This window comes from Hallella sp., from assembly GCF_037460745.1.
GTDB lineage: Bacteria > Bacteroidota > Bacteroidia > Bacteroidales > Bacteroidaceae > Prevotella > Prevotella faecis.
This window is the reverse complement of record NZ_JAXVAE010000080.1, coordinates 1-19354: the sequence shown is the minus strand read 5'-3', so window position 1 is coordinate 19354 and position 19354 is coordinate 1. Positions and strand designations below refer to the sequence as shown.

Sequence of the window (19354 nt, the reverse complement as noted above, 5' to 3'; positions counted from 1 at the left end):
TGGCAACATGGGGCTTTCGCTATTGCTCTTGTCGTTCTTCACGTTTGTTGAGCTCAACTGTGAGAACCTTTTCGACACTCGGCACGACAGCCTGAAGAACGACACGGAGTTTCTTCCCACATCGGCCCACCACTGGACCCCCTACCGCTACTGGCGCAAGCTCAACCGCATAGGCCAGGAAATTGTGTCGTGCGGCATGCTCGACACCTTGGCGGTGATGCCCGACATGGTGGCGCTGACGGAGGTGGAGAACGACAGTGTGCTCGTTGACCTGACGCGGCGCTCGCTGCTGCGGCAGGCGGGCTACGAGTATGTCATGACCGACAGCCCCGATGAGCGCGGCATCGACGTGGCCCTGCTGTGGTCGCCCTTTGCCTTTCGCCTCATCAACCACCATTCCATACGCATCGTTCCGCCCAAAGGCTTTCGCCCCACCCGAGACATCCTTTATGTCTCGGGCGAGGTGATAAGCGGCGACACGCTCCATGTTTTCGTGGTGCACGCACCCAGCCGGTCGGGCGGCGAACGTGCCACGCGCCCTTATCGGCAACGGGTGACGGCGCGATTGGCCGAGGCGGTCGACTCGGTGAGGCGCACCAGCCCACACGCACGCATCCTTGTGGCGGGCGACTTCAATGATTATTCGGGCGACGCCTCCCTCAAGACGCTCCTCGACCACGGCCTCACGGAGATTTCCCAAGGGGCCAAGGGTGCCCACGGCGCCAAGGGAACCTACCGATGGCACGGCCGATGGGACAGTCTCGACCATATATTCTGTTGCGAGGCATGGGCCTCACGCCTTGCCACATGCCACATCAACGACGCACCCTTCCTGCTTGAGGAAGACACCAAATATGGTGGTATGAAGCCCCGACGCAACTACCAAGGGCCCAAATACCTCGACGGTTTTAGCGACCACCTGCCCCTGGTGGCGGTGTTTAGGCTTTAGCGGTGGGCCTCATAATACTTCAGGCCGGCTTGCACATTCTTCACCAAGGCCCTACTGCTGTAGGTGGCACCTGTTACGCCATCCACCTTCATCTTGGCGGCCTTGCTTGCTGCCTTGCCCTCATATTGGGCCAATACGGCCTTGGCACGGGAGAAATACTGGGGCGTTTCCTGGTTTTTCAGCGCCTCAACCTTCACCACCTTCCCTTTCTTGATGTAAATTTTCACAGGCGTGGCGCCCCTGAAGCCACGCACCTCCTTGGCCAACGTGGTAGTGTTGACCACCGTGGCGCCCGACTCCTTGCTGATGGGGTCGGTGGCGGGCATGGCGCTCGCCAACAAAGCGACGGCGGCAAGGAAGCCCGCTGCTTTCATCATGGTTTTCTTTTTCATTGGTCTTGTTGAATAATTTGTCCTGAATGATGTTTACGTAAAGCCACTCGCCCGCAGATGGCCGAGTGCAGCCTATCTTGGGCAAAGATAGTGCCAACGAGCGCCATGAGAACTTGTTCTCAGATGGCCGAGTGCAGCCTATCTTGGGCAAAGTTACGACAAAAGCGGGGTTGCCCCCGTCGCTGCAAGCGTTTTTTAACGCTTTAGGCTATCTTTTTAACGTTGGACCACCACAAAAATCATCAATAATTACAAATTACCCAACCAAAAACGCTATCTTTGTAAAAAGCTAAAAACGCGCCATGAAATTAAAACTTCGCCACAACACGCTGATGCGCCTCATCACGGGCGCCGCATTGCTCATTGCCGTTCCCGGCCTATTGTTCCTGCTAACGTGGCCGTTGGCGGGCAGCTGCTGGGCCATGGCGCTCGCCGTGGCTTGGGTTTTGCTGATGGTCTACGGCTTCTTCTTCGGTTGGCGCCACTTCGTAGTGCGCTCGGCCACCTGCCAATCGCCCCTCCTTCCCAAGGAGTTTGACGGCTACCGCGTAGTGCAACTGTCTGATATCCACATCGGTACGTTCCTGCGCAACCGCTCGCTTGTCGACAAGTTGGTGCGGTTGGTCAACGAGCAGCGGCCCGACCTGGTGGTGTTCACGGGCGACTTGGTGAACGTCAGCGCCCACGAGGTCATTCCGTTCCAGCACGCGCTGAAGCAAATAGAGGCGCGCGACGGCGTGTTCTCGGTGATGGGAAACCACGACTATTGCGAGTATGGTGAGGACAAGAGCTTGGGCAACATCCGGAAAAACCAAACGGTGCTGAAATACCTGGAGCAGAAAATAGGATGGCGGTTGCTTCTCAACGAGCACGTAAGCATCCGTCGCGACGGCGCCACCATCGAGCTCATCGGCGTGGAGAACATCAGTAGGCCGCCCTTCCCCGACTATGGCGACCTGACGAAGGCGCTCAAGGGCACCGCCGAGGGGTCGTTCAAGATTTTGCTGAGCCACGACCCGAGCTATTGGCGGCGCGGCGTGCTCCACCAAACCGACATCGCGCTGACGCTCTCGGGCCACACCCACGCCGGACAGATCAGCCTGGGCCGTGTGTCGCCGGCCAAGTGGGCCTACAACGAATGGGGCGGCAAATACACCGAGGACGGCTCCATGCTCTATGTGTCGGTGGGCGTAGGCGGCACGGTGCCGTTCCGTTTCGGCGCCTGGCCAGGCATCGACGTTATCCAGCTCAAGTGCCAATAACGCTTCCAACGTTGCCTTTTGTGCGGTAGCAACAGGCCCCGAGCGAGCCCTTCACGGCTGATGCGCACCATGGAAACATTCAAGTTTTTTGGTCAAAAAACGCACTCTTTTCGTTCGATGAAATAGAAAGCGAAAAAGCCTTATTGTCGATCCGAAAGACCGAAAATCGGTCTCGCGCCACGGCAAACGAGGCCTCGCGTTGCGAAAGATGCCTAACCGAGACTCGAAAGGTAAGGGATCGCCACTCGTAAAGGCATGTTTCGAGGTGCGATTAGGCATGTTTCGCAACACGAAAGATGCCTAATCGCAACGCCTCGTGTGAGACGAGGAGGAGCAAAAGCTAAGCCATGCTCGTAAAACTTTGATTATCAGAGCAGTAAACAAATACGCTGAGAATCGCGTATTTGCGACCAACCATGTGCTCGGTCGAAAAAAACGCCTGTATTTTAAGCCTTTTGTCACCTTGTTTCCTCGTTTCCCCAACGGCCCCAAGTTGCTTCGTGTTTGCTTCGTGAGAAAGCGGGGCCGCCACCCTTCTCCCTATATATTAAGGTGAAAAACGGGGGCGCATTGCATTTTTACACCACTACGAAACGCTATTGTTGGCAAAAAAGCAGTAACTTTGCATAAGATAGGCTGCATTCGGCCATCTGAGAACAAGTTCTCATGGCGCTCATTGGCACTATCTTTGCATAAGATAGGCTGCACTCGGCCATCTGAGAACAAGTTCTCATGGCGCTCATTGGCACTATCTTTGCATAAAACAAACGAAAGGAAAACGAAAATGAGACGATTACTGACAACAATGACAATGCTGGCCCTGACCACAACCATGGCCATGGCTCAAACGTTCGACAACCTGCCCGACCCCATCGAGGATGTGAACAAGGTGGTTGACAACACCCCTGACTCGATAGCCAAGGCGCTCATGTCGCGACCCGCACCGGGCTCCACACGCAAGGGCGCCAACCCCGTGCTCTTCCTCGTGGGCAACTCCACCATGCGCAACGGCACCAAGGGCGACGGATCCAACGGACAGTGGGGTTGGGGCTACTACGCCAGTCAGTATTTCAACGGAAACAAGATAACGGTGGAGAACCAAGCACTCGGTGGCATGTCGACCCGCACATTCTACCGCAAGCTGTGGCCCGATGTGCGCAAGGCGCTGCGACCCGGCGACTGGGTCATCATCTCCATCGGCCACAACGACAACGGCCCCTTCGACTCGGGACGCGCACGTGCCGTGATACCGGGAACATCCGACGACTCGCTCGCGGTGACCATCAAGGAGACCGGTGAGCACGAGGTGGTCTACTCCTACGGCGGATACCTGCGCCGTTACATCGCCGAGTGTCGCCAAGCGGGAGCGCACCCCATCCTGATGAGCCTCACCCCGCGCGACGACTACGACGCCACGACGGGCAAGATCGTGCGCAAGCCGCAAACGGGTTGGGCGGCTGTGGTGGCCGCCGAGGAGGGCGTGCCCTTCGTCGACCTCAACGAGATTAGCGGGCGAAAGCTCGACTCGTATAGCCACTGGAAGGAGAAATACCACTTCTACGGCGACCATATCCACACCAGCTACTGGGGTGCGCAGATGAACGCGCGGTCGGCGGCCGAGGGACTCATGGCCAGTCGCAACCCCGACCTTGAGCCGCTCAAGGCCATGATGACGGGCGTGGAACTGCCCGTATGGCCCGTGGAGCGCAAGAAAGGCAAGCCGGTGGTATGGATCACGGGCGACTCGACGGTGAAAAACAAGGACAGCGAGAAGGACGGCATGTGGGGATGGGGCGCCCTGGCCGCCACGGTGTTCGACACCACGAAGTGCACCCCCTACAACGCCGCCATGGCGGGTCGCTCCACCCGTTCCTACATTCGCGAGGGACGATGGGAGAAGGTCTACAACGCCTTGCAGCCCGGCGACTTCGTGCTCATACAGTTTGGCCACAACGACATCTGCCCCATCGCCGACAAGAAGGCGCGCGGCGTCATTCCCGGCACGGGCGACACCTGCCATGTGTACCACCTGGAGGACGGCGGCCGCTTCGAACTGGTGTATAGCTTCGGCTGGTATCTGAAGAAGATGATCGACGACGCACGCGAGAAGGGCGCCACGCCCATCCTCGTGTCGCTCACCACACGCAACGAGTGGCCCGGCGGCCACGTGGAGCGCCGCAACGATTCGTACGGCAAGTGGTACCGGGAGGTGGTGGCCGACACCGGCTGCGAGTTTGTAGACGCCCACAACCTCATTGCCGATTACCTCGACAAGCACTATAAGAGCAAGGAAAGTGCGGCCAAATATTTCAACCACGACCACACCCACACGTCGTACATGGGTGCCAAAAACAACGCCAAGATGATTGCCAAGGGCATCAGGCTGGCGAAGAGCCCATTGGCCGCATACCTCAAATAACGCATATATTTATGATTGATCGCGCTACAGTAGAAAGAATCAAGGAAGCCGCCAACATCGTGGATGTGGTGTCGGAATTTGTGACCCTCAGAAAGTCGGGGGCCAACTACAAGGGCTTGTGCCCATTCCACAACGAGAAGACGCCATCGTTCTACGTGTCGCCTGCACGCGGCACCTGCCATTGCTTTGGCTGTGGCAAGGGAGGAAGCCCCATCACGTTCATCATGGAACATGAGCAGATGACCTACCCCGAGGCGCTCAGGTGGCTGGCCAACAAGTACCACATAGAAATCCATGAGCGCGAACTGACCAATCAGGAGCGCGAGGAGCAGAGCCAAAGGGAGTCGATGTTCATCGTCAACGAGTGGGCGGCAAGCTACTTTGAGGACCTTCTCCACCATCCGGCCGACGGCAACGACATCGGCATGCAGTATTTCCGAAGCCGCGGCTTCCGCGACGACATCATCCTGAAGTTCAGATTGGGCTACGACCTGCCCAACCGCCTCGTGCTCGCTCCAACGGCCCTGCAGAAGGGCTACAAGGAGGAGTTCCTGGTAAAGACGGGCATCTGCTACAAGAACGAGCACGGCGAGCTCATCGACCGCTACGCCGGGCGCGTCACCTTCCCTTGGATCGGTGTCAATGGAAAGGTGGTGGGCTTCACGGCGCGTGTGCTCGACTCGCGCACGAAGGGTGTCAACCAGAAATACGTCAACTCGCCCGACAGCGACCTCTTCCACAAGGACCACGAGCTCTACGGCATCTATCAGGCCAAGAAGGCCATAGCGCGCGAAGACCGCGTGTATATGGTGGAGGGACAGGCCGACGTCATCGCCTTGCACCAGTGTGGCATCGAGAATGTGGTGGCCAACTCGGGAACAGCGCTCAGCCTGCACCAGATACACATGCTCCACCGCTTCTCCTCGAACATCACGCTCATCTACGATGGCGACGCGGCGGGCATACACGCGGCCCTGCGAGGCACCGACATGCTGCTCTCCGAGGGCATGAACCTCAACGTGTTGCTGCTGCCAGGGGGCCAGGACCCCGACGAGTTTGCACGGTCGCACACGGCGGCCGACTTCCGTCAGTATATCGACGAGCACCAGGTCGACTTCATCCAGTTTAAGACCAACCTGATGCTCAAGAACGAACGCGACCCGAAGAAACGGGCCGAGGCCATCAACTCCATCGTACAGTCGATATCCGTGGTGCCCAATCAGATTCTAAGAGACACCTACATACACGACTGCGCCCAGCGCATCGGCCTCAACGAGAGCACGCTCATCAACCAGATGAACAACTTCATACGTGGCCGAAAGACGGGATCGACGGCGCCGCAACAAGACGGGGTGCCCGTGGGACCGCAGCCGCAACCTGCCACCGCACCAACGGCCATGGATTCTACCACACCCATGCAGCAAGCCTCGAAGGTGGAGATGATGCTTGCGCAACTCGTCATACGCCATGGCGAGCGAGTCATCATGAACGATGTGGAGGACGAGGAGGGCAACCACTACAGCCTGACCGTGGCGCAATACATCTATTATAACCTCGCAGCCGACAACCTGTCGCTACACAACGACCTGTTTAACAAGATCTTGCACGAGGCGTGCGAGCACAGCACCGAGCCCGGGTTCAAGGCGGAGCCCTACTTCATCAACCACGAGGACATCAACATGAGCAAGTTGGCCACGGACATGAGCATGGACCGCTACCACCTCTCGCAGCGCAAGGCCGACGGCCCCGACAACGAGGAGGCGCAACTGCAGGCCGAACGCAACCAAACGGAGAGCCTGCGCAACCAAACCATCCATCTGTTGCTCGACTTCCGCATGGACTATGTGGAGGCGCAACTCAAGGAGATTCAGGATAAGATGCGCACGGTGGCCAACGACATGGAGCAGCTCAAGGCGCTCATGGAGCAGTTTCGCGACATGCAGATGCTACGCAACCAGCTGGCCCGACAGTTGGGAAGCAACATCGTGGTTTAACCTATGACACCCGCATTGCTAAAAGAACGTTAAATTAGTCCGTATTCTCGCGGAAATTGTTTATATTTGTAGGTGATATGACACACCTTGCGATCATCGTTGCAATTTGGGCTATCATGCTGATCATAGCCTTTGTGTTCCTGCCTGCGTGGCGCAAACGACACGATGCGGGAAAAGGGCTCTATGCGCGGTCGCAAGACGACAACAAGCTCAGCGTCAACTATGCCTTGAAGGTCATGAACTGCAAGGCGAAATGGACCGACGACCATGAAGACCTCGTAGCACGCTACACCTACCAAGGGGGACACTTCAACATCCGACTGGAAAAGGATTCGCCTTACGTCCGATTGTCCTATTTCTATTTCTTTGAGGCTGGGTCTCACGACCTGGAACTGGTGCGCAACGTGTGCAACCAGTGCAACCTGAACACGGAGACGTGCCGCATAGTCTACACGCTCAACAACGATTCGGGGATGGTCGATGTGCACATCGTGTGCTCATTGATGATTACCGACAGCACCGTCACCGAGGTGCTCGAACGCGCCATGGCCAACACCTTCAAGTGGCAAAACGTCTTTGTGAGGCGATTCAATGAGATGAAAAGCGCCAACGACAAGGTGCCCAACCGCGATTTGGAGAAGGCACAGGCCACGCTCGAGCGCGAACTGTTCCTCTTGCGCGAACAGGAGATGATTCACCAAGAGGCTGGCCCCGATTGGCATCTGGGCCAAGGCGAGAACGCCCAACTGGGGCATCTGCTTGCCACGACGATGGGACTGAAGGACATTGTGCCGGCCCACTTCGCCCTCTACGCCGACAACAGCTCGACAAGCATCGACGACACCGACGCCATCCTCAACTTCGACATCACCCAACCGATCATAGCCGACGGAGCCTTCGGGCGCTTATCGGCCATGGCGCGACTCGACTACTACGACCCAAGAGACCCAGTGAAGATGCGCCACCTGACGCTCGACTTTGAGCAAGAGGGCGCCACAACCGACACGCTCTACTATCGCATCACGCTGTCGTTGGCTCCCGTATCGCCCGCCAACGGCGTGGAGGTAGCGTCGAGGACATCGCCCAAACGGCAGGTCAGCGTGCTGCTGGGCTACGATCTCACACCCAAGGAGGAGCGCATGACGAAGTTCCGTTACCTATGGAAGGAGGCCATGGCAAAAGCCAATGGTCGGGGCGAGCAACTGAACAAGGAGGAGCAACTGCTGTGCGATATGCAAAACCCCAACATGGGATGGCTGGCCCTCAACGGAAAGGCGTTGTTCGACCAAAAGCGCTACTACGAGGCCATCAGCCTGCTGGAGGCGTTGTATGCCCAGTTTGCCTCCATCGAAGAGGCGACCGAGCGCCTGGGGCGCGACAAATGCCGCGAGCTCTACTTCTTCCTGGGGGTCAGCTATGGCGCCATCGGACAGTATGAGAAGTCGATCTACTACCTGCAACAGGCCGATCCGTTCGAGATCCCGCTGGTCACGGAGGCGTACGTCAACAGCTTGGTGAACCAAAAGGACCACCGCGCGTTGGCCACCATCGACATGCTGCTGCGTTTCCTGCGCGAGATAAACAACAACGCCATGGACGAGAACGACGAGGAGAAAACCAAGACCAACCTTGCCGACGACCAACTGGACCATGTTTCCAACTTCCTCTTACGCCGCAAGGCATATATGTTGGTGGCCATGCAACGCTACGACGAGGCCGAGCGCCTACTCAAACAGATGCTCGACAACCCGCAAAACAGCGACTTCGCCCTCAAGGAACTGGCCTACATACAGAAGAACAAGGGCAAATGAGCATAGCCAAAGACGCTCATCGGACCTATAATGCCCACAAAGCCCATTAGGCCCACAAGCCCCACCCCTTCACCCCAACACCACTACGATTATCAGGAAAACCATACATACCATGTATTATTTAGAGAAACATTTTGAGATTTCCGCCAGTCACCACCTCACACTCTCATACGAGAGCAAGTGTTCGCAGGTGCATGGACACAACTGGCACGTAACCGTCTACTGCAAAGCGCGCGAGCTCAACCAAGACGGCATGGTGGAAGACTTCGCACACATCAAGCAACTCATCCATGGAAAGCTCGACCACACCGACCTCAACAGTCAGCTGCCGTTCAACCCAACGGCCGAGAACATTGCGCGATGGATCGTCGACCAACTGCCCACATGCTACAAGGCCAAGGTGCAGGAGAGCGACAACAACATTGCCATCTACGAGATCGACGAATGAGCTGCGCCATGAAGACATATAGGGTAAACGACATCTTCTACAGCCTGCAGGGCGAAGGCCACAACACGGGGCGAGCCGCGGTGTTTGTGAGGTTCAGTGGCTGCAACCTGAAATGCGCGTTCTGCGACACCGACTTCGCTTCGTTCGAACCGTTGACCGGCCACGACATCGTGGAGCGCATTCGCCATCACGAGGCGCGTTTGGTGGTGCTCACAGGTGGCGAGCCCACCTTGCAGGTCGACGAGCAACTCATCGACGCGTTGCATGAGGCGGGGTTCGAGGTGGCCATGGAAAGCAACGGCACCTTACCGCCGCCCAGCAACCTCGACTGGCTGACCGTGTCGCCCAAGACGAAGCCCAGGGTGCAAAGATGCAACGAACTGAAGGTGCTGTTCGACGAGGCCGAGACGCCCAACGATTATGGCATTCAGGCCGACTACTATTACCTGCAACCATGCGATGTGGGCGACGCCAATCGCAACGCAAGCATCACCCGTCGCTGTGTGGAATACATCCAGCGGCATCCGCAATGGCGCCTGTCGCTGCAAACACACAAGCTGATTGGGTTCAAATAGCCAACCAAACGCAACATCATAAGGAGGAAACAGTGGAGTACCTACGCGAAATATGGCTTGTCATTTATGCTGTCATCGTCATAGGTGTGATGGTGCGCATCATCATGGACAACCGCGAACCGTCGAAGACGATGGCGTGGGTGCTCGTGCTGTGGTTCCTTCCCTTGCTGGGCATCATCCTTTACTTCTTCTTCGGACAGGACACACGCAAGGAACGACTCGTCAGCCAGCGATCGCTCGACCAACTGACAAAGCGTTCCATGCTCGAGTTTGCCGAGCAAAAAGACCTCCGGCTGCCCGAGTCGCACCGGCCCCTGATGCAGCTCTTCAAGAACCAAAGCATGGCGTTGCCGTTCAAGGATAACGCAGTGGAAATTTACACCAACGGCTACGAGTTCTTTCCTGCCTTGCTGCAAGCCATCGGCCAAGCCACCAACCACATACACCTCGATTTCTACCTGTTCTGCGACGACCCATTGGGACGACTCGTCGCCGACACGCTCATCGACAAGGCTCGGCAAGGCGTGGAGGTGCGCGTCATCTATGATGATGTGGCCTGCTGGCAGGTGAGCAACGACTTTTACGAGCGGATGCGCAACGAAGGCATTGAGGTGCACGCCTTTATGCCCGTGAAATTCCCAGCCTTCACATCGAAGATGAACTACCGAAACCACCGCAAACTGTGTGTGGTGGATGGACGGGTGGGATTCGTGGGTGGCATGAACATTGCCCTGCGGTACGTCAAGGGAACAAAAGGCATGGCATGGCGCGACACACATCTGAAGGTGGAAGGGGGCGCGGTCTATGGCATTCAGAGAGCGTTCTTGGTGGATTGGTACTTCACCGACCGCACGCTAATCACCGACCGCAAGTATTATCCCCCACTGAACCCGGCCATCAACAACAACTGTTTGGCCCAGTTGGTTACGAGCAGTCCCGTCACGCCATGGCCCGACATCATGCAGGGATACGTGCGCATTCTGCTCGAAGCCAAGCGGTACGTCTACATGGAGAGCCCTTATTTCCTGCCTACAGAACCCATCCTCTTCGCCATGCGCACGGCGGCGCTCGCCGGAGTGGACGTGCGGCTATTGATTCCAAGGAAAAGCGATTCGAAGGTACTCGACTGGTCGACCCTCTCCTATGTCATGGAGACGCTGCAAGCCGGCGTGAAAGTGTACCTCTACCAAGCCGGATTCAACCATTCCAAGTTGCTCGTCTGCGACGATAGCGTGTCGACCGTGGGCAGCACCAACGTCGATTTCCGTAGCTTTGAGCACAATTTCGAGTCAAACATCTTCTTCTACGACGAGGGCATGGCGCTCCGATTGAAAAACATTTTCATGGAAGACCTCGCACAAAGTAGACCCATCGAAGAGATGAAACGCGTGAAAAACCGCCCATTCTCCAAACGGTTGGGCGAAAGCCTACTACGCCTCCTCAGCCCACTTTTATAGGGCTCGTATGTCTCTCTGGCACAACCCGTTACTCCATTCCGAACAAAACATCACACCATCGGAATCGGGTCCCATTCTGCAACATTCCCAACGATGGAAACGTGGAAAACACATGGAGCCATCGTTTGCACCCCACCCAACCCTCAGACGCCACGCCTGACATCCTCCGCCATTCCCAACTCCCCACCCCTAAACACAGCACCCACATTCCACGACAAACCCCAATCGGCCATTAGAAAACCCAACCACGACACCATAGTTGTTGTGCTTTTCATATTTTTCACAAATTTAATCGTCTATCATTGTGCTTATTACAGATTTTTTCCTACCTTTGCAGAAGATAAATCTTGAACCATTTAAAAGGATTAAAAGATGAAAATTGAAAAGATTCATGCTCGCGAGATCCTCGACTCTCGTGGCAACCCGACAGTGGAAGTGGAAGTAACATTGGAAAATGGTGTCATGGGCCGCGCCAGCGTACCCTCAGGCGCTTCTACCGGTGAGAACGAGGCCCTCGAGCTTCGCGACGGCGACAAGGGTCGTTTCCTCGGCAAGGGCGTTTTGAAGGCTGTGGCCAACGTCAACGACATCATTGCTCCCGCCTTGAAGGGCTGGAACGTGTTCGATCAGCGCGGCCTCGACTATAAGATGCTGGAGCTCGACGGCACACCCACCAAGAGCAAGCTCGGTGCCAACGCCATCCTCGGTGTTTCTCTGGCTGCCGCTCACACAGCTGCTGCTGCACTGAACATGCCTCTCTATCGCTACATCGGTGGCACAAACAGCTACACCCTTCCCGTTCCTATGATGAACATCATCAACGGTGGTGCTCACTCTTCTGCTCCTATCGCTTTCCAGGAGTTCATGATCCAGCCTCGTTCTGCAAAGAGCGAGAAGGAGGCTATCCGCTGCGGCGCTGAGGTCTTCCACGCTCTGGGTAAGCTTCTGAAGAAGCGCGGCTTGTCTACAGCTGTGGGCGACGAGGGCGGCTACGCTCCTGAGCTCAACGGCATCGACGATGCTCTCGACAGCATCTGCCAGGCTATCAAGGACGCTGGTTACGAGCCGGGTAAGGACGTTACCATCGCTATGGACTGCGCTGCTTCTGAGTTCGCTACTCTGAAGGACGGCAAGTACTACTACAACTACAAGGAGCTGAATAACGGTATGCCTAAGGATCCTAACGGCGTTGAGTACGACGATGAAGGCCAGATCGCTTACCTCGAGGAGCTCTGCAACAAGTATCCTATCGCTTCTATCGAGGACGGTCTCGACGAGAACGACTGGGAGGGCTGGCAGAAGCTTACAGCCAAGATCGGCGACCGCGTTCAGCTCGTAGGCGACGACCTCTTCGTTACCAACACCAAGTTCTTGGAGAAGGGTATCAAGATGCACGTTGCTAACGCTATCCTCATCAAGGTTAACCAGATCGGTTCTCTGACCGAGACTCTCGAGGCTATCGAGATGGCTCACCGTCACGGCTACAACTCAGTTACTTCTCACCGTTCAGGCGAGACTGAGGACACCACTATTGCTGACATCGCAGTTGCTACAAACAGCGGTCAGATCAAGACTGGTTCTATGAGCCGCACAGACCGTATGGCCAAGTACAACCAGCTCATCCGTATCGAGGAGGAGCTCGGCTCTGAGGCTGTTTATGGCTTCAACCGCCTGGATCGTTCTCTCTAATCGAGATTCTTTAGATCCCAACATATCATGCCCGCGCAGACATTCTTGCCTGCGCGGGCTTTTTTTGTTGTCCTTACACATAACAAGAAAGAACAAACTGAAGAACGAAAGGACGCATATCGAATTGGGACAGACATGCATAAGAAAACAGGTATAATAGAAGGAGAGAAATAAACCCCAACCGGTCATTAGATTTCAATTCTTGTTCGAGTTTGTCTCGAGCAGGTTGCGACATCCGCGCTGAAGGCATAGCGGGCTATGGCGAAACGCGAATGGAAGCAAGATGCCAAAAGAAACGCTGACAAGAATTGGAAAGAAACCATAACATCCTACGATTTCTCCTATTTCGGTCTAATGATCGATTGAGGATAAAAGATGGCCAAAGACGGAGAAGAATGACAAGAATTGGGAAATGAAGAACATGGAAAGGCGCAGAGAATGGGCGTGACGCAACGGATGGGAGAAGGTCAAAAGTCGTAGCAGAAATATCAATTCTTCTTGCGTATGAATGCTAAGATTTTGTAATTTTGTGGCAAAATCAACTAAAAAAAAAATCAAAACCATGGGAAAAAGCATTCTTGACGGGCGGCAAGCCCTGAGAAAAGAGATCGACAAGATAGCCGAAGTGGCAGGCTATCTGTGGCAGAACGGATGGGCAGAGCGCAACGGAGGGAACATCACGGTCAACATCACCGAGTTTGTGGATGATGCCATCAAGGCGCTGCCAGCCATCTCCGAGGTGAAACCTATTGGCGAGACATTGCCTCATCTGAAAGGACAATACTTCTTCTGCAAGGGAACAGGAAAGCGTATGCGTGACCTGGCGCGTTGGCCTATGGACAATGGCAGCGTGATTCGCATCCTCGACGATTGCGCCAGCTACGTCATCATTGCCGACCACGCCGTACAACCCACCTCTGAATTGCCATCGCATCTTGCCGTGCACGATCGACAGATAGAACTCGGTTCGGGCTACAAGGCAACTGTCCACACCCACCCCATCGAGCTCGTGGCCATGAGCCACAACAACCATTTCTTAGGTAAGGACGTGCTCACCAAGATTCTTTGGAGCATGATTCCCGAAACCAAGGCGTTCTGTCCGCTGGGCCTCGGTGTGGTTCCCTACCAGTTGCCGGGCAGCGTGAAACTGGCCCACGACACCCTTTCCGAACTCGAAGACTACGACGTAGTGCTGTGGGAGAAGCACGGTGTGTTTGCCAAGGGCACAGACGTAATGGACGCTTTCGATCAGATCGACGTATTGTCGAAGAGCGCCAAGATCTATCTCGACTGCAAGGCCATGGGCTACGAGCCCACTGGCATGAGCGATGAGCAGATGGCCGAGATGTCGCGCGCCTTCAATCTGCCCCGATAACACACTACGATAGGCATCCAAACACATTACGAAAGCCCCGTGTGAAAGGCTTCATTGCTAACCTTCGGGTCAGCCAATGCCTTTTCGCACGGGGCCTTTTCTTGTTACATGAATTTCCGTTAGGTATCTGCCAGTCTGATATTTACTGCGGAATCGCAATCAGCTCACAGAAGAACCACATAGGGTTCACGGCAGAACCGCAGGCATTTAGCAACGTATTGATAAAGCGATTACAGCGGAGTGGTGAAGATAAACGTTCTGATGCACCAGTAGCTCACGATACCAGCCAGGTAGCCTACGAAAGCAATCCAAGTGATATGCTTCATGTACCAACCGAAGGTAATCTTCTCCAGACCCATGACCACCACACCAGCGGCAGAGCCGATGATGAGCATTGAGCCTCCCACACCGGCACAATAGGCCAACAACTGCCAGAAAACGCCATCGACAGCCATGTCGCCTGTAGGAGCGACAGGGTACATACCCATGCAACCGGCCACCAACGGCACATTGTCGACGATGCTCGAGAGCACACCGATAATACCCGTCACCATGTAGTGGTTGCCTGAGAACACCACGTTCAGGCCCTCGCCAAGCGCTGTCAGCACACCCACCTCCTCAAGGCAGGCCACAGCCATCAGGATACCGAGGAAGAAGAGGATGGTTGACATATCGATGTTATGCAAGAGGTTCGTCACACGCTTCTGCGTACCCTCACGGTCGGTTCCATGGGGCAGATGGCGGTAGAAAGCCTCCGTAACGGTCCACAGCACACCCAGCACAAGCAAGATTCCCACAAAAGGAGGCAGATGGGTGATGGCCTTAAATATAGGCACGAAGATCAAGCCACCCACACCAACGACAAACACCACCTTACGCTGGAAGTCGCTGAAGTCGAATGCCGCGCTCTCATCTTTCGTTGCCGCTGCTGGAACATCGGCCAGATTGCCCTTGAGCATGTACTGCATGATAAAGGCAGGGATCATCATCGACACCAACGATGGCACAATAATCTCCGAGATAACGCCTGCAGCCGTAATCACGCCCTTGTTCCACAGCATGATGGTGGTAACGTCGCCAATGGGCGAGAAGGCACCACCCGAGTTGGCAGCGATGATGACCAGCGACGCGTAGATGATGCGGTCCTTATGCTCACGCACCAGTTTGCGAAGAATCATGATCATCACAATACTCGTGGTAAGGTTGTCGAGAATGGCCGAAAGGATAAAAGTGAGGAAGGCGATGCGCCACAAAAGGGCTCGCTTGCTCTTGGTCATCATGACCGTGCGCACCCAGTTGAAGCCGCCATTCTGGTCTACAATCTCCACAATCGTCATGGCTCCCATGAGGAAGAAGAGCGTTGTCGACGTGCTTCCCAGGTGATGCTCAATGACACCACTCACCACATTAGGTAGGTCTTGGCCCGATATGGCTGTGAGATAACTTCCCGGATCAACCATGAAGATCGTCCAGCATACCACAAACATCAGCAAGGCAACTGCGGCCTTGTTCACTTTCGTCACGCTTTCAACGGCTATGAAGAAATAGCCAATGCAGAACGCAACTACAATTGCAATAGTTAAAGATGACATGTTTTATAAATTTAATATTAGATTTTTATTCCAAGAAGAGGTTTCGTCAGTGTTTGCAAAGATAGGAAGAATTCTCAAAATAATAGGCTTAAAAATCAAATTATAATGTCCCCAGGTAGCAAAATGAGTTAACTTTGCAACATTCGAAACAAACAACTATCAACCTTTGTCTATGGGAACAAGCAAATACTTCTTCGCGGTGGACCTCGGAGCCACGAGCGGACGCACCATCATAGGCTCTCTCAGCCAAGGAAAACTGGTGTTGGAAGAGCTCACTCGCTTCGACAATCAGCTCATCGAAGCCAACGGCCACTACTATTGGGACATCCTCGCCCTGTATTGGGAGGTGGTGAAAGGCCTTCGTTTGGCTCACGCCCGACACCTTCCCATACAGAGCATCGGCATCGACACATGGGGCTGCGACTTCGTCTTCGTGGCCCCCGACGGACAAATCCTGGGCAATCCCATGGCCTATCGCGACCCGCACACTATGGGCACGATGAATACCTATTATAATAAGGTGTTACCGAAGCAGGTGGTTTACGACAAGACGGGCATCCAATTCATGAACTTCAACTCGCTATTCCAGCTCTACCAGATGCGCTGCGATGGCAACTTGGCGCTGCAAGGCGCCAACAAGGTGTTGTTTATTCCCGACGCCCTGAGCTATCTGCTTACCGGCAAAGCTGTCTGCGAGTACACCGTGGCTTCCACCTCCCAACTGCTCAACCCCACCAGTAAGGACCTCGACACCGACCTGCTGGCGAGCGTTGGACTGCGCCGCGACCAGTTTGGACCCATGACATTGCCCGCCACACGCATCGGTGAACTGACACCCGACGTGCAGAAACTAACTGGCCTTGGGCCTGTTCCGGTCATCGCCGTGGCAGGTCACGACACAGCTTCGGCCGTGGCAGCCGTGCCGGCCAAGGACCACCGGTTTGCCTATCTCAGCTCGGGCACCTGGAGTCTCATGGGCATTGAGACACCCAACGCCATCATCAACGCCAACAGTTTCGCCAAAAACTTCACCAATGAGGGCGGCATAGAAGGCACCACTCGCTTCCTGAAGAACATCTGCGGCATGTGGATCTACGAGCGATGCCGCAAGGAATGGCCCGAAGTGCAAGGCTTGAACCACAGCGAACTGCAATGCGAGGCCATGCAGCAAGAGGCGTTCCGCAGTCTCATCAACCCCGACGACGCGCTTTTCGCCAATCCCACGAGCATGGTCGACGCCATCCGCACCTATTGCCTACGCACCCATCAGCCAGTGCCCGAGGGCCACGCCGCCTACTGTCGTTGCATCTTTGACTCATTGGCCTTGCGCTACCGGCAGGTGTTCACGTGGCTAAAGGAATTTGCAAACTTCGATATCGACGTGCTCCACATCATCGGTGGCGGTTCCAAGAACGAATATCTCGACCAGTTTACAGCCAACTCATGCGGTGTGACGGTACTCGCCGGACCGCAGGAAGGCACCGCCATCGGCAACGTGATGCTACAGGCCAAATCCTCTGGCGATGTGGCCGACGTGTGGGAGATGCGCCGAATCATCGCACAATCCATCGAACTGAAACGCTTCGACCCACACGACCGGGAGGCGTGGGATGCCGCTTACGAGCGCTACCTGCGCATCACCAACACCCCAATGACTCATTGATCATCAATAAAAAACAAACAATATGAAATCTGAAAACATTGAAAAAGCCTATGCGCTTGCCAAGGAGCGCTACGCCGCCTTGGGCGTAAATACCGACAAGGCCATCGAAACCCTTGAGAAAACTCCCATCTCGCTCCATTGCTGGCAGGCCGACGACGTTGTGGGCTTCGAGCGCAACGTAGCGGCATCGGGCGGCATCATGACCACCGGCAATTTCCCCGGACGCGCCCGCAACATCGACGAGCTGCGCCAAGATATCGACAAGGCCACGTCGCTGCTGGCCGGTCCCATGCGCCTCAACCTGCATGAGACCTACGGCGACTTCGGCGGAGCGTTTGTGGATCGCGACCAGTGTGGCCCCGAGCATTTCCAGAGTTGGATGGAATGGGCCAAGGAGCGCGGCATGAAACTCGACTTCAATTCCACCTCGTTCTCGCATCCCAATAGCGGAACGCTGTCGCTATCCAACCCCGACAAGGCCGTGCGCGACTTTTGGATTGAGCACACCAAACGCTGCCGTCGCATAGCCGACGCCATGGGAGCCTACCAGGGCGACCCTTGCATCATGAACATCTGGGTGCACGATGGCTCGAAGGACTACACCGTAGAGAAGTACCGTTATCGCCAAATATTCAAGGAGAGCCTCGACGAGATCATGAAAGAGGACCTTCCCAACATGAAGACGTGCCTTGAAGCCAAGCTCTTCGGCATCGGCCTGGAGGCTTACACCGTAGGCTCACACGACTTTGTGGCAGGCTACTGCGCCCAAAACAAGATGATTTACACGCTCGACACAGGCCACTACGAGCCCACGGAGAACGTGTCGGACGCCGTGTCGGCCCTGCTGCTCTTCGTCCCCGAGCTGATGCTGCATGTGTCGCGCCCCATGCATTGGGACTCCGACCACGTGACCTGCTTCGACGACAACACCCGCAACCTGTTCTCCGAATTGGTGCGTGCGGGCCAGCTCCACCGCGCCCACATCGGTCTCGACTATTTCGATGCGAGCATCGACCGCCTCGGCGCCTACATTATCGGCACCCGCGCCACGCAGAAGAGCCTGCTTTCCGCATTCCTCGAGCCCCTCGACCTGTTGCGTCAGTATGAGGACGAAGGCAAGCACTTTGAGCGCCTGGCTCTGTTGGAGGAGGCGAAAACGTTGCCGTTTGGCGCCGTTTACGACTATTTCAACTACAAGAACAATGTGCCCGTGGGCCAGGATTACATTCCAGAGATTGAGCGTTACGAGCAAGAGGTGACCTTCAAACGCGCCTAACGAGCATGAACATCATCATCGGACTCATCATCATCGCCATCGGAGCGTTCTGCCAAAGCAGTTGCTACGTGCCCATCAACAAGGTGAAGCAATGGAGCTGGGAGAGCTATTGGCTCGTCCAGGGCGTGTTCGCTTGGCTATTGCTGCCGTTTCTCGGCGCCCTGCTGGCCGTTCCGTCGGGCGAGAGCCTGTGGGGGCTTTTTGCCCAGGCACCGTCGTTCAACCTGTGGATGACGCTGCTCTTCGGTTGCCTCTGGGGCGTGGGCGGCCTGACGTTTGGCCTCTCCATGCGCTATCTGGGTGTGGCCTTGGGTCAGTCGTTGGCCTTGGGCACCTGCGCAGCCTTGGGCACCATCATGGGCCCTGTGCTGCTCAACGCGTTCTTCCCCGAGCTCAACGCCCTACCCTTTATACACATCTTTTGTTCTTTGAAATCATTGGAATTCTGTATA

At 55.7% G+C, this 19354-nt stretch carries 15 protein-coding genes; 13 read left to right on the top strand and 2 right to left on the bottom strand.

Annotation, left to right across the window (positions count from 1 at the left end):
* Positions 1–7 precede the first annotated feature (7 nt).
* Positions 8–949: an endonuclease/exonuclease/phosphatase family protein gene (locus tag WKK33_RS04485; protein WP_337932678.1), complete on the top strand. Its 942-nt coding sequence runs from the start codon at positions 8–10 to the stop codon at positions 947–949.
* On the opposite strand, the gene WKK33_RS04480 is transcribed toward WKK33_RS04485, so the two are convergent.
* On the bottom strand, positions 946–1341 hold the full coding sequence (locus WKK33_RS04480) for an FMN-binding protein (RefSeq protein ID WP_309438685.1): 396 nt from the start codon (positions 1339–1341) through the stop codon (positions 946–948). The two genes, WKK33_RS04485 and WKK33_RS04480, sit on opposite strands and share 4 nt — an antisense overlap.
* Before the next feature lie 302 nt (positions 1342–1643).
* Here WKK33_RS04480 and WKK33_RS04475 point away from each other — a divergent pair, with 302 nt between their 5' ends.
* From WKK33_RS04475 to rhaD, 9 genes are all read left to right on the top strand, one after another.
* Positions 1644–2603, top strand: coding sequence for a metallophosphoesterase (locus WKK33_RS04475; RefSeq protein ID WP_337932677.1), 960 nt, complete (start codon positions 1644–1646; stop codon positions 2601–2603).
* A gap of 832 nt (positions 2604–3435) precedes the next feature.
* Entirely contained in the window at positions 3436–5022 is a 1587-nt protein-coding gene (locus tag WKK33_RS04470; protein WP_337932697.1) for a GDSL-type esterase/lipase family protein, read from the top strand.
* Between the two features lie 11 nt (positions 5023–5033).
* Positions 5034–7016: a DNA primase gene (gene dnaG / locus WKK33_RS04465; protein ID WP_337932675.1), complete on the top strand. Its 1983-nt coding sequence runs from the start codon at positions 5034–5036 to the stop codon at positions 7014–7016.
* 77 nt (positions 7017–7093) lie between these two features.
* Complete coding sequence (locus WKK33_RS04460) at positions 7094–8827, top strand: tetratricopeptide repeat protein (protein ID WP_337932673.1); 1734 nt, start codon at positions 7094–7096, stop codon at positions 8825–8827.
* Positions 8828–8939: 112 nt separating this feature from the next.
* The gene (locus tag WKK33_RS04455; protein WP_215758978.1) at positions 8940–9275 is read left to right on the top strand and encodes a 6-carboxytetrahydropterin synthase; all 336 of its coding nucleotides are present in this window, start codon (positions 8940–8942) and stop codon (positions 9273–9275) included.
* 8 nt (positions 9276–9283) lie between these two features.
* The gene (locus WKK33_RS04450; protein WP_215758979.1) at positions 9284–9850 is read left to right on the top strand and encodes a radical SAM protein; all 567 of its coding nucleotides are present in this window, start codon (positions 9284–9286) and stop codon (positions 9848–9850) included.
* Positions 9851–9882: 32 nt separating this feature from the next.
* Positions 9883–11307, top strand: coding sequence for a cardiolipin synthase (cls, locus tag WKK33_RS04445; RefSeq protein ID WP_337932672.1), 1425 nt, complete (start codon positions 9883–9885; stop codon positions 11305–11307).
* Positions 11308–11679: 372 nt separating this feature from the next.
* Positions 11680–12996 (top strand): phosphopyruvate hydratase, encoded by a 1317-nt coding sequence (eno, locus tag WKK33_RS04440; protein ID WP_337932670.1) that lies wholly within the window; start codon positions 11680–11682, stop codon positions 12994–12996.
* 562 nt (positions 12997–13558) lie between these two features.
* A complete protein-coding gene (rhaD, locus tag WKK33_RS04435) occupies positions 13559–14371 on the top strand; it encodes a rhamnulose-1-phosphate aldolase (RefSeq protein ID WP_309438499.1) in 813 nt (270 codons plus the stop codon).
* A gap of 230 nt (positions 14372–14601) precedes the next feature.
* Here rhaD and nhaD read toward each other — a convergent pair whose 3' ends face one another.
* A complete protein-coding gene (nhaD, locus tag WKK33_RS04430) occupies positions 14602–15963 on the bottom strand; it encodes a sodium:proton antiporter NhaD (protein WP_337932669.1) in 1362 nt (453 codons plus the stop codon).
* 172 nt (positions 15964–16135) lie between these two features.
* Between nhaD and WKK33_RS04425 the strand changes: the two genes are divergently transcribed.
* The 3 genes from WKK33_RS04425 to WKK33_RS04415 all read left to right on the top strand — a co-directional run.
* Positions 16136–17626, top strand: a complete 1491-nt coding sequence (locus tag WKK33_RS04425) for a rhamnulokinase family protein (protein WP_337932667.1) — start codon at positions 16136–16138, stop codon at positions 17624–17626.
* Positions 17627–17648: 22 nt separating this feature from the next.
* The gene (locus WKK33_RS04420; protein WP_215758985.1) at positions 17649–18902 is read left to right on the top strand and encodes an L-rhamnose isomerase; all 1254 of its coding nucleotides are present in this window, start codon (positions 17649–17651) and stop codon (positions 18900–18902) included.
* Positions 18903–18907: 5 nt separating this feature from the next.
* The coding region (locus WKK33_RS04415; RefSeq protein ID WP_337932666.1) for an L-rhamnose/proton symporter RhaT at positions 18908–19354 on the top strand (447 nt) is incomplete at its 3' end.

Bases quoted from the DNA above. Each gene is read 5' to 3' on its own strand.
- WKK33_RS04485 (WP_337932678.1), top strand. From the start codon at position 8: ATGGGGCTTTCGCTATTGCTCTTGTCGTTCTTCACGTTTGTTGAGCTC.
- WKK33_RS04480 (WP_309438685.1), bottom strand. From the start codon at position 1,341: ATGAAAAAGAAAACCATGATGAAAGCAGCGGGCTTCCTTGCCGCCGTC.
- WKK33_RS04475 (WP_337932677.1), top strand. From the start codon at position 1,644: ATGAAATTAAAACTTCGCCACAACACGCTGATGCGCCTCATCACGGGC.
- WKK33_RS04470 (WP_337932697.1), top strand. From the start codon at position 3,436: ATGGCCATGGCTCAAACGTTCGACAACCTGCCCGACCCCATCGAGGAT.
- dnaG (WP_337932675.1), top strand. From the start codon at position 5,034: ATGATTGATCGCGCTACAGTAGAAAGAATCAAGGAAGCCGCCAACATC.
- WKK33_RS04460 (WP_337932673.1), top strand. From the start codon at position 7,094: ATGACACACCTTGCGATCATCGTTGCAATTTGGGCTATCATGCTGATC.
- WKK33_RS04455 (WP_215758978.1), top strand. From the start codon at position 8,940: ATGTATTATTTAGAGAAACATTTTGAGATTTCCGCCAGTCACCACCTC.
- WKK33_RS04450 (WP_215758979.1), top strand. From the start codon at position 9,284: ATGAAGACATATAGGGTAAACGACATCTTCTACAGCCTGCAGGGCGAA.
- eno (WP_337932670.1), top strand. From the start codon at position 11,680: ATGAAAATTGAAAAGATTCATGCTCGCGAGATCCTCGACTCTCGTGGC.
- rhaD (WP_309438499.1), top strand. From the start codon at position 13,559: ATGGGAAAAAGCATTCTTGACGGGCGGCAAGCCCTGAGAAAAGAGATC.
- nhaD (WP_337932669.1), bottom strand. From the start codon at position 15,963: ATGTCATCTTTAACTATTGCAATTGTAGTTGCGTTCTGCATTGGCTAT.
- WKK33_RS04425 (WP_337932667.1), top strand. From the start codon at position 16,136: ATGGGAACAAGCAAATACTTCTTCGCGGTGGACCTCGGAGCCACGAGC.
- WKK33_RS04420 (WP_215758985.1), top strand. From the start codon at position 17,649: ATGAAATCTGAAAACATTGAAAAAGCCTATGCGCTTGCCAAGGAGCGC.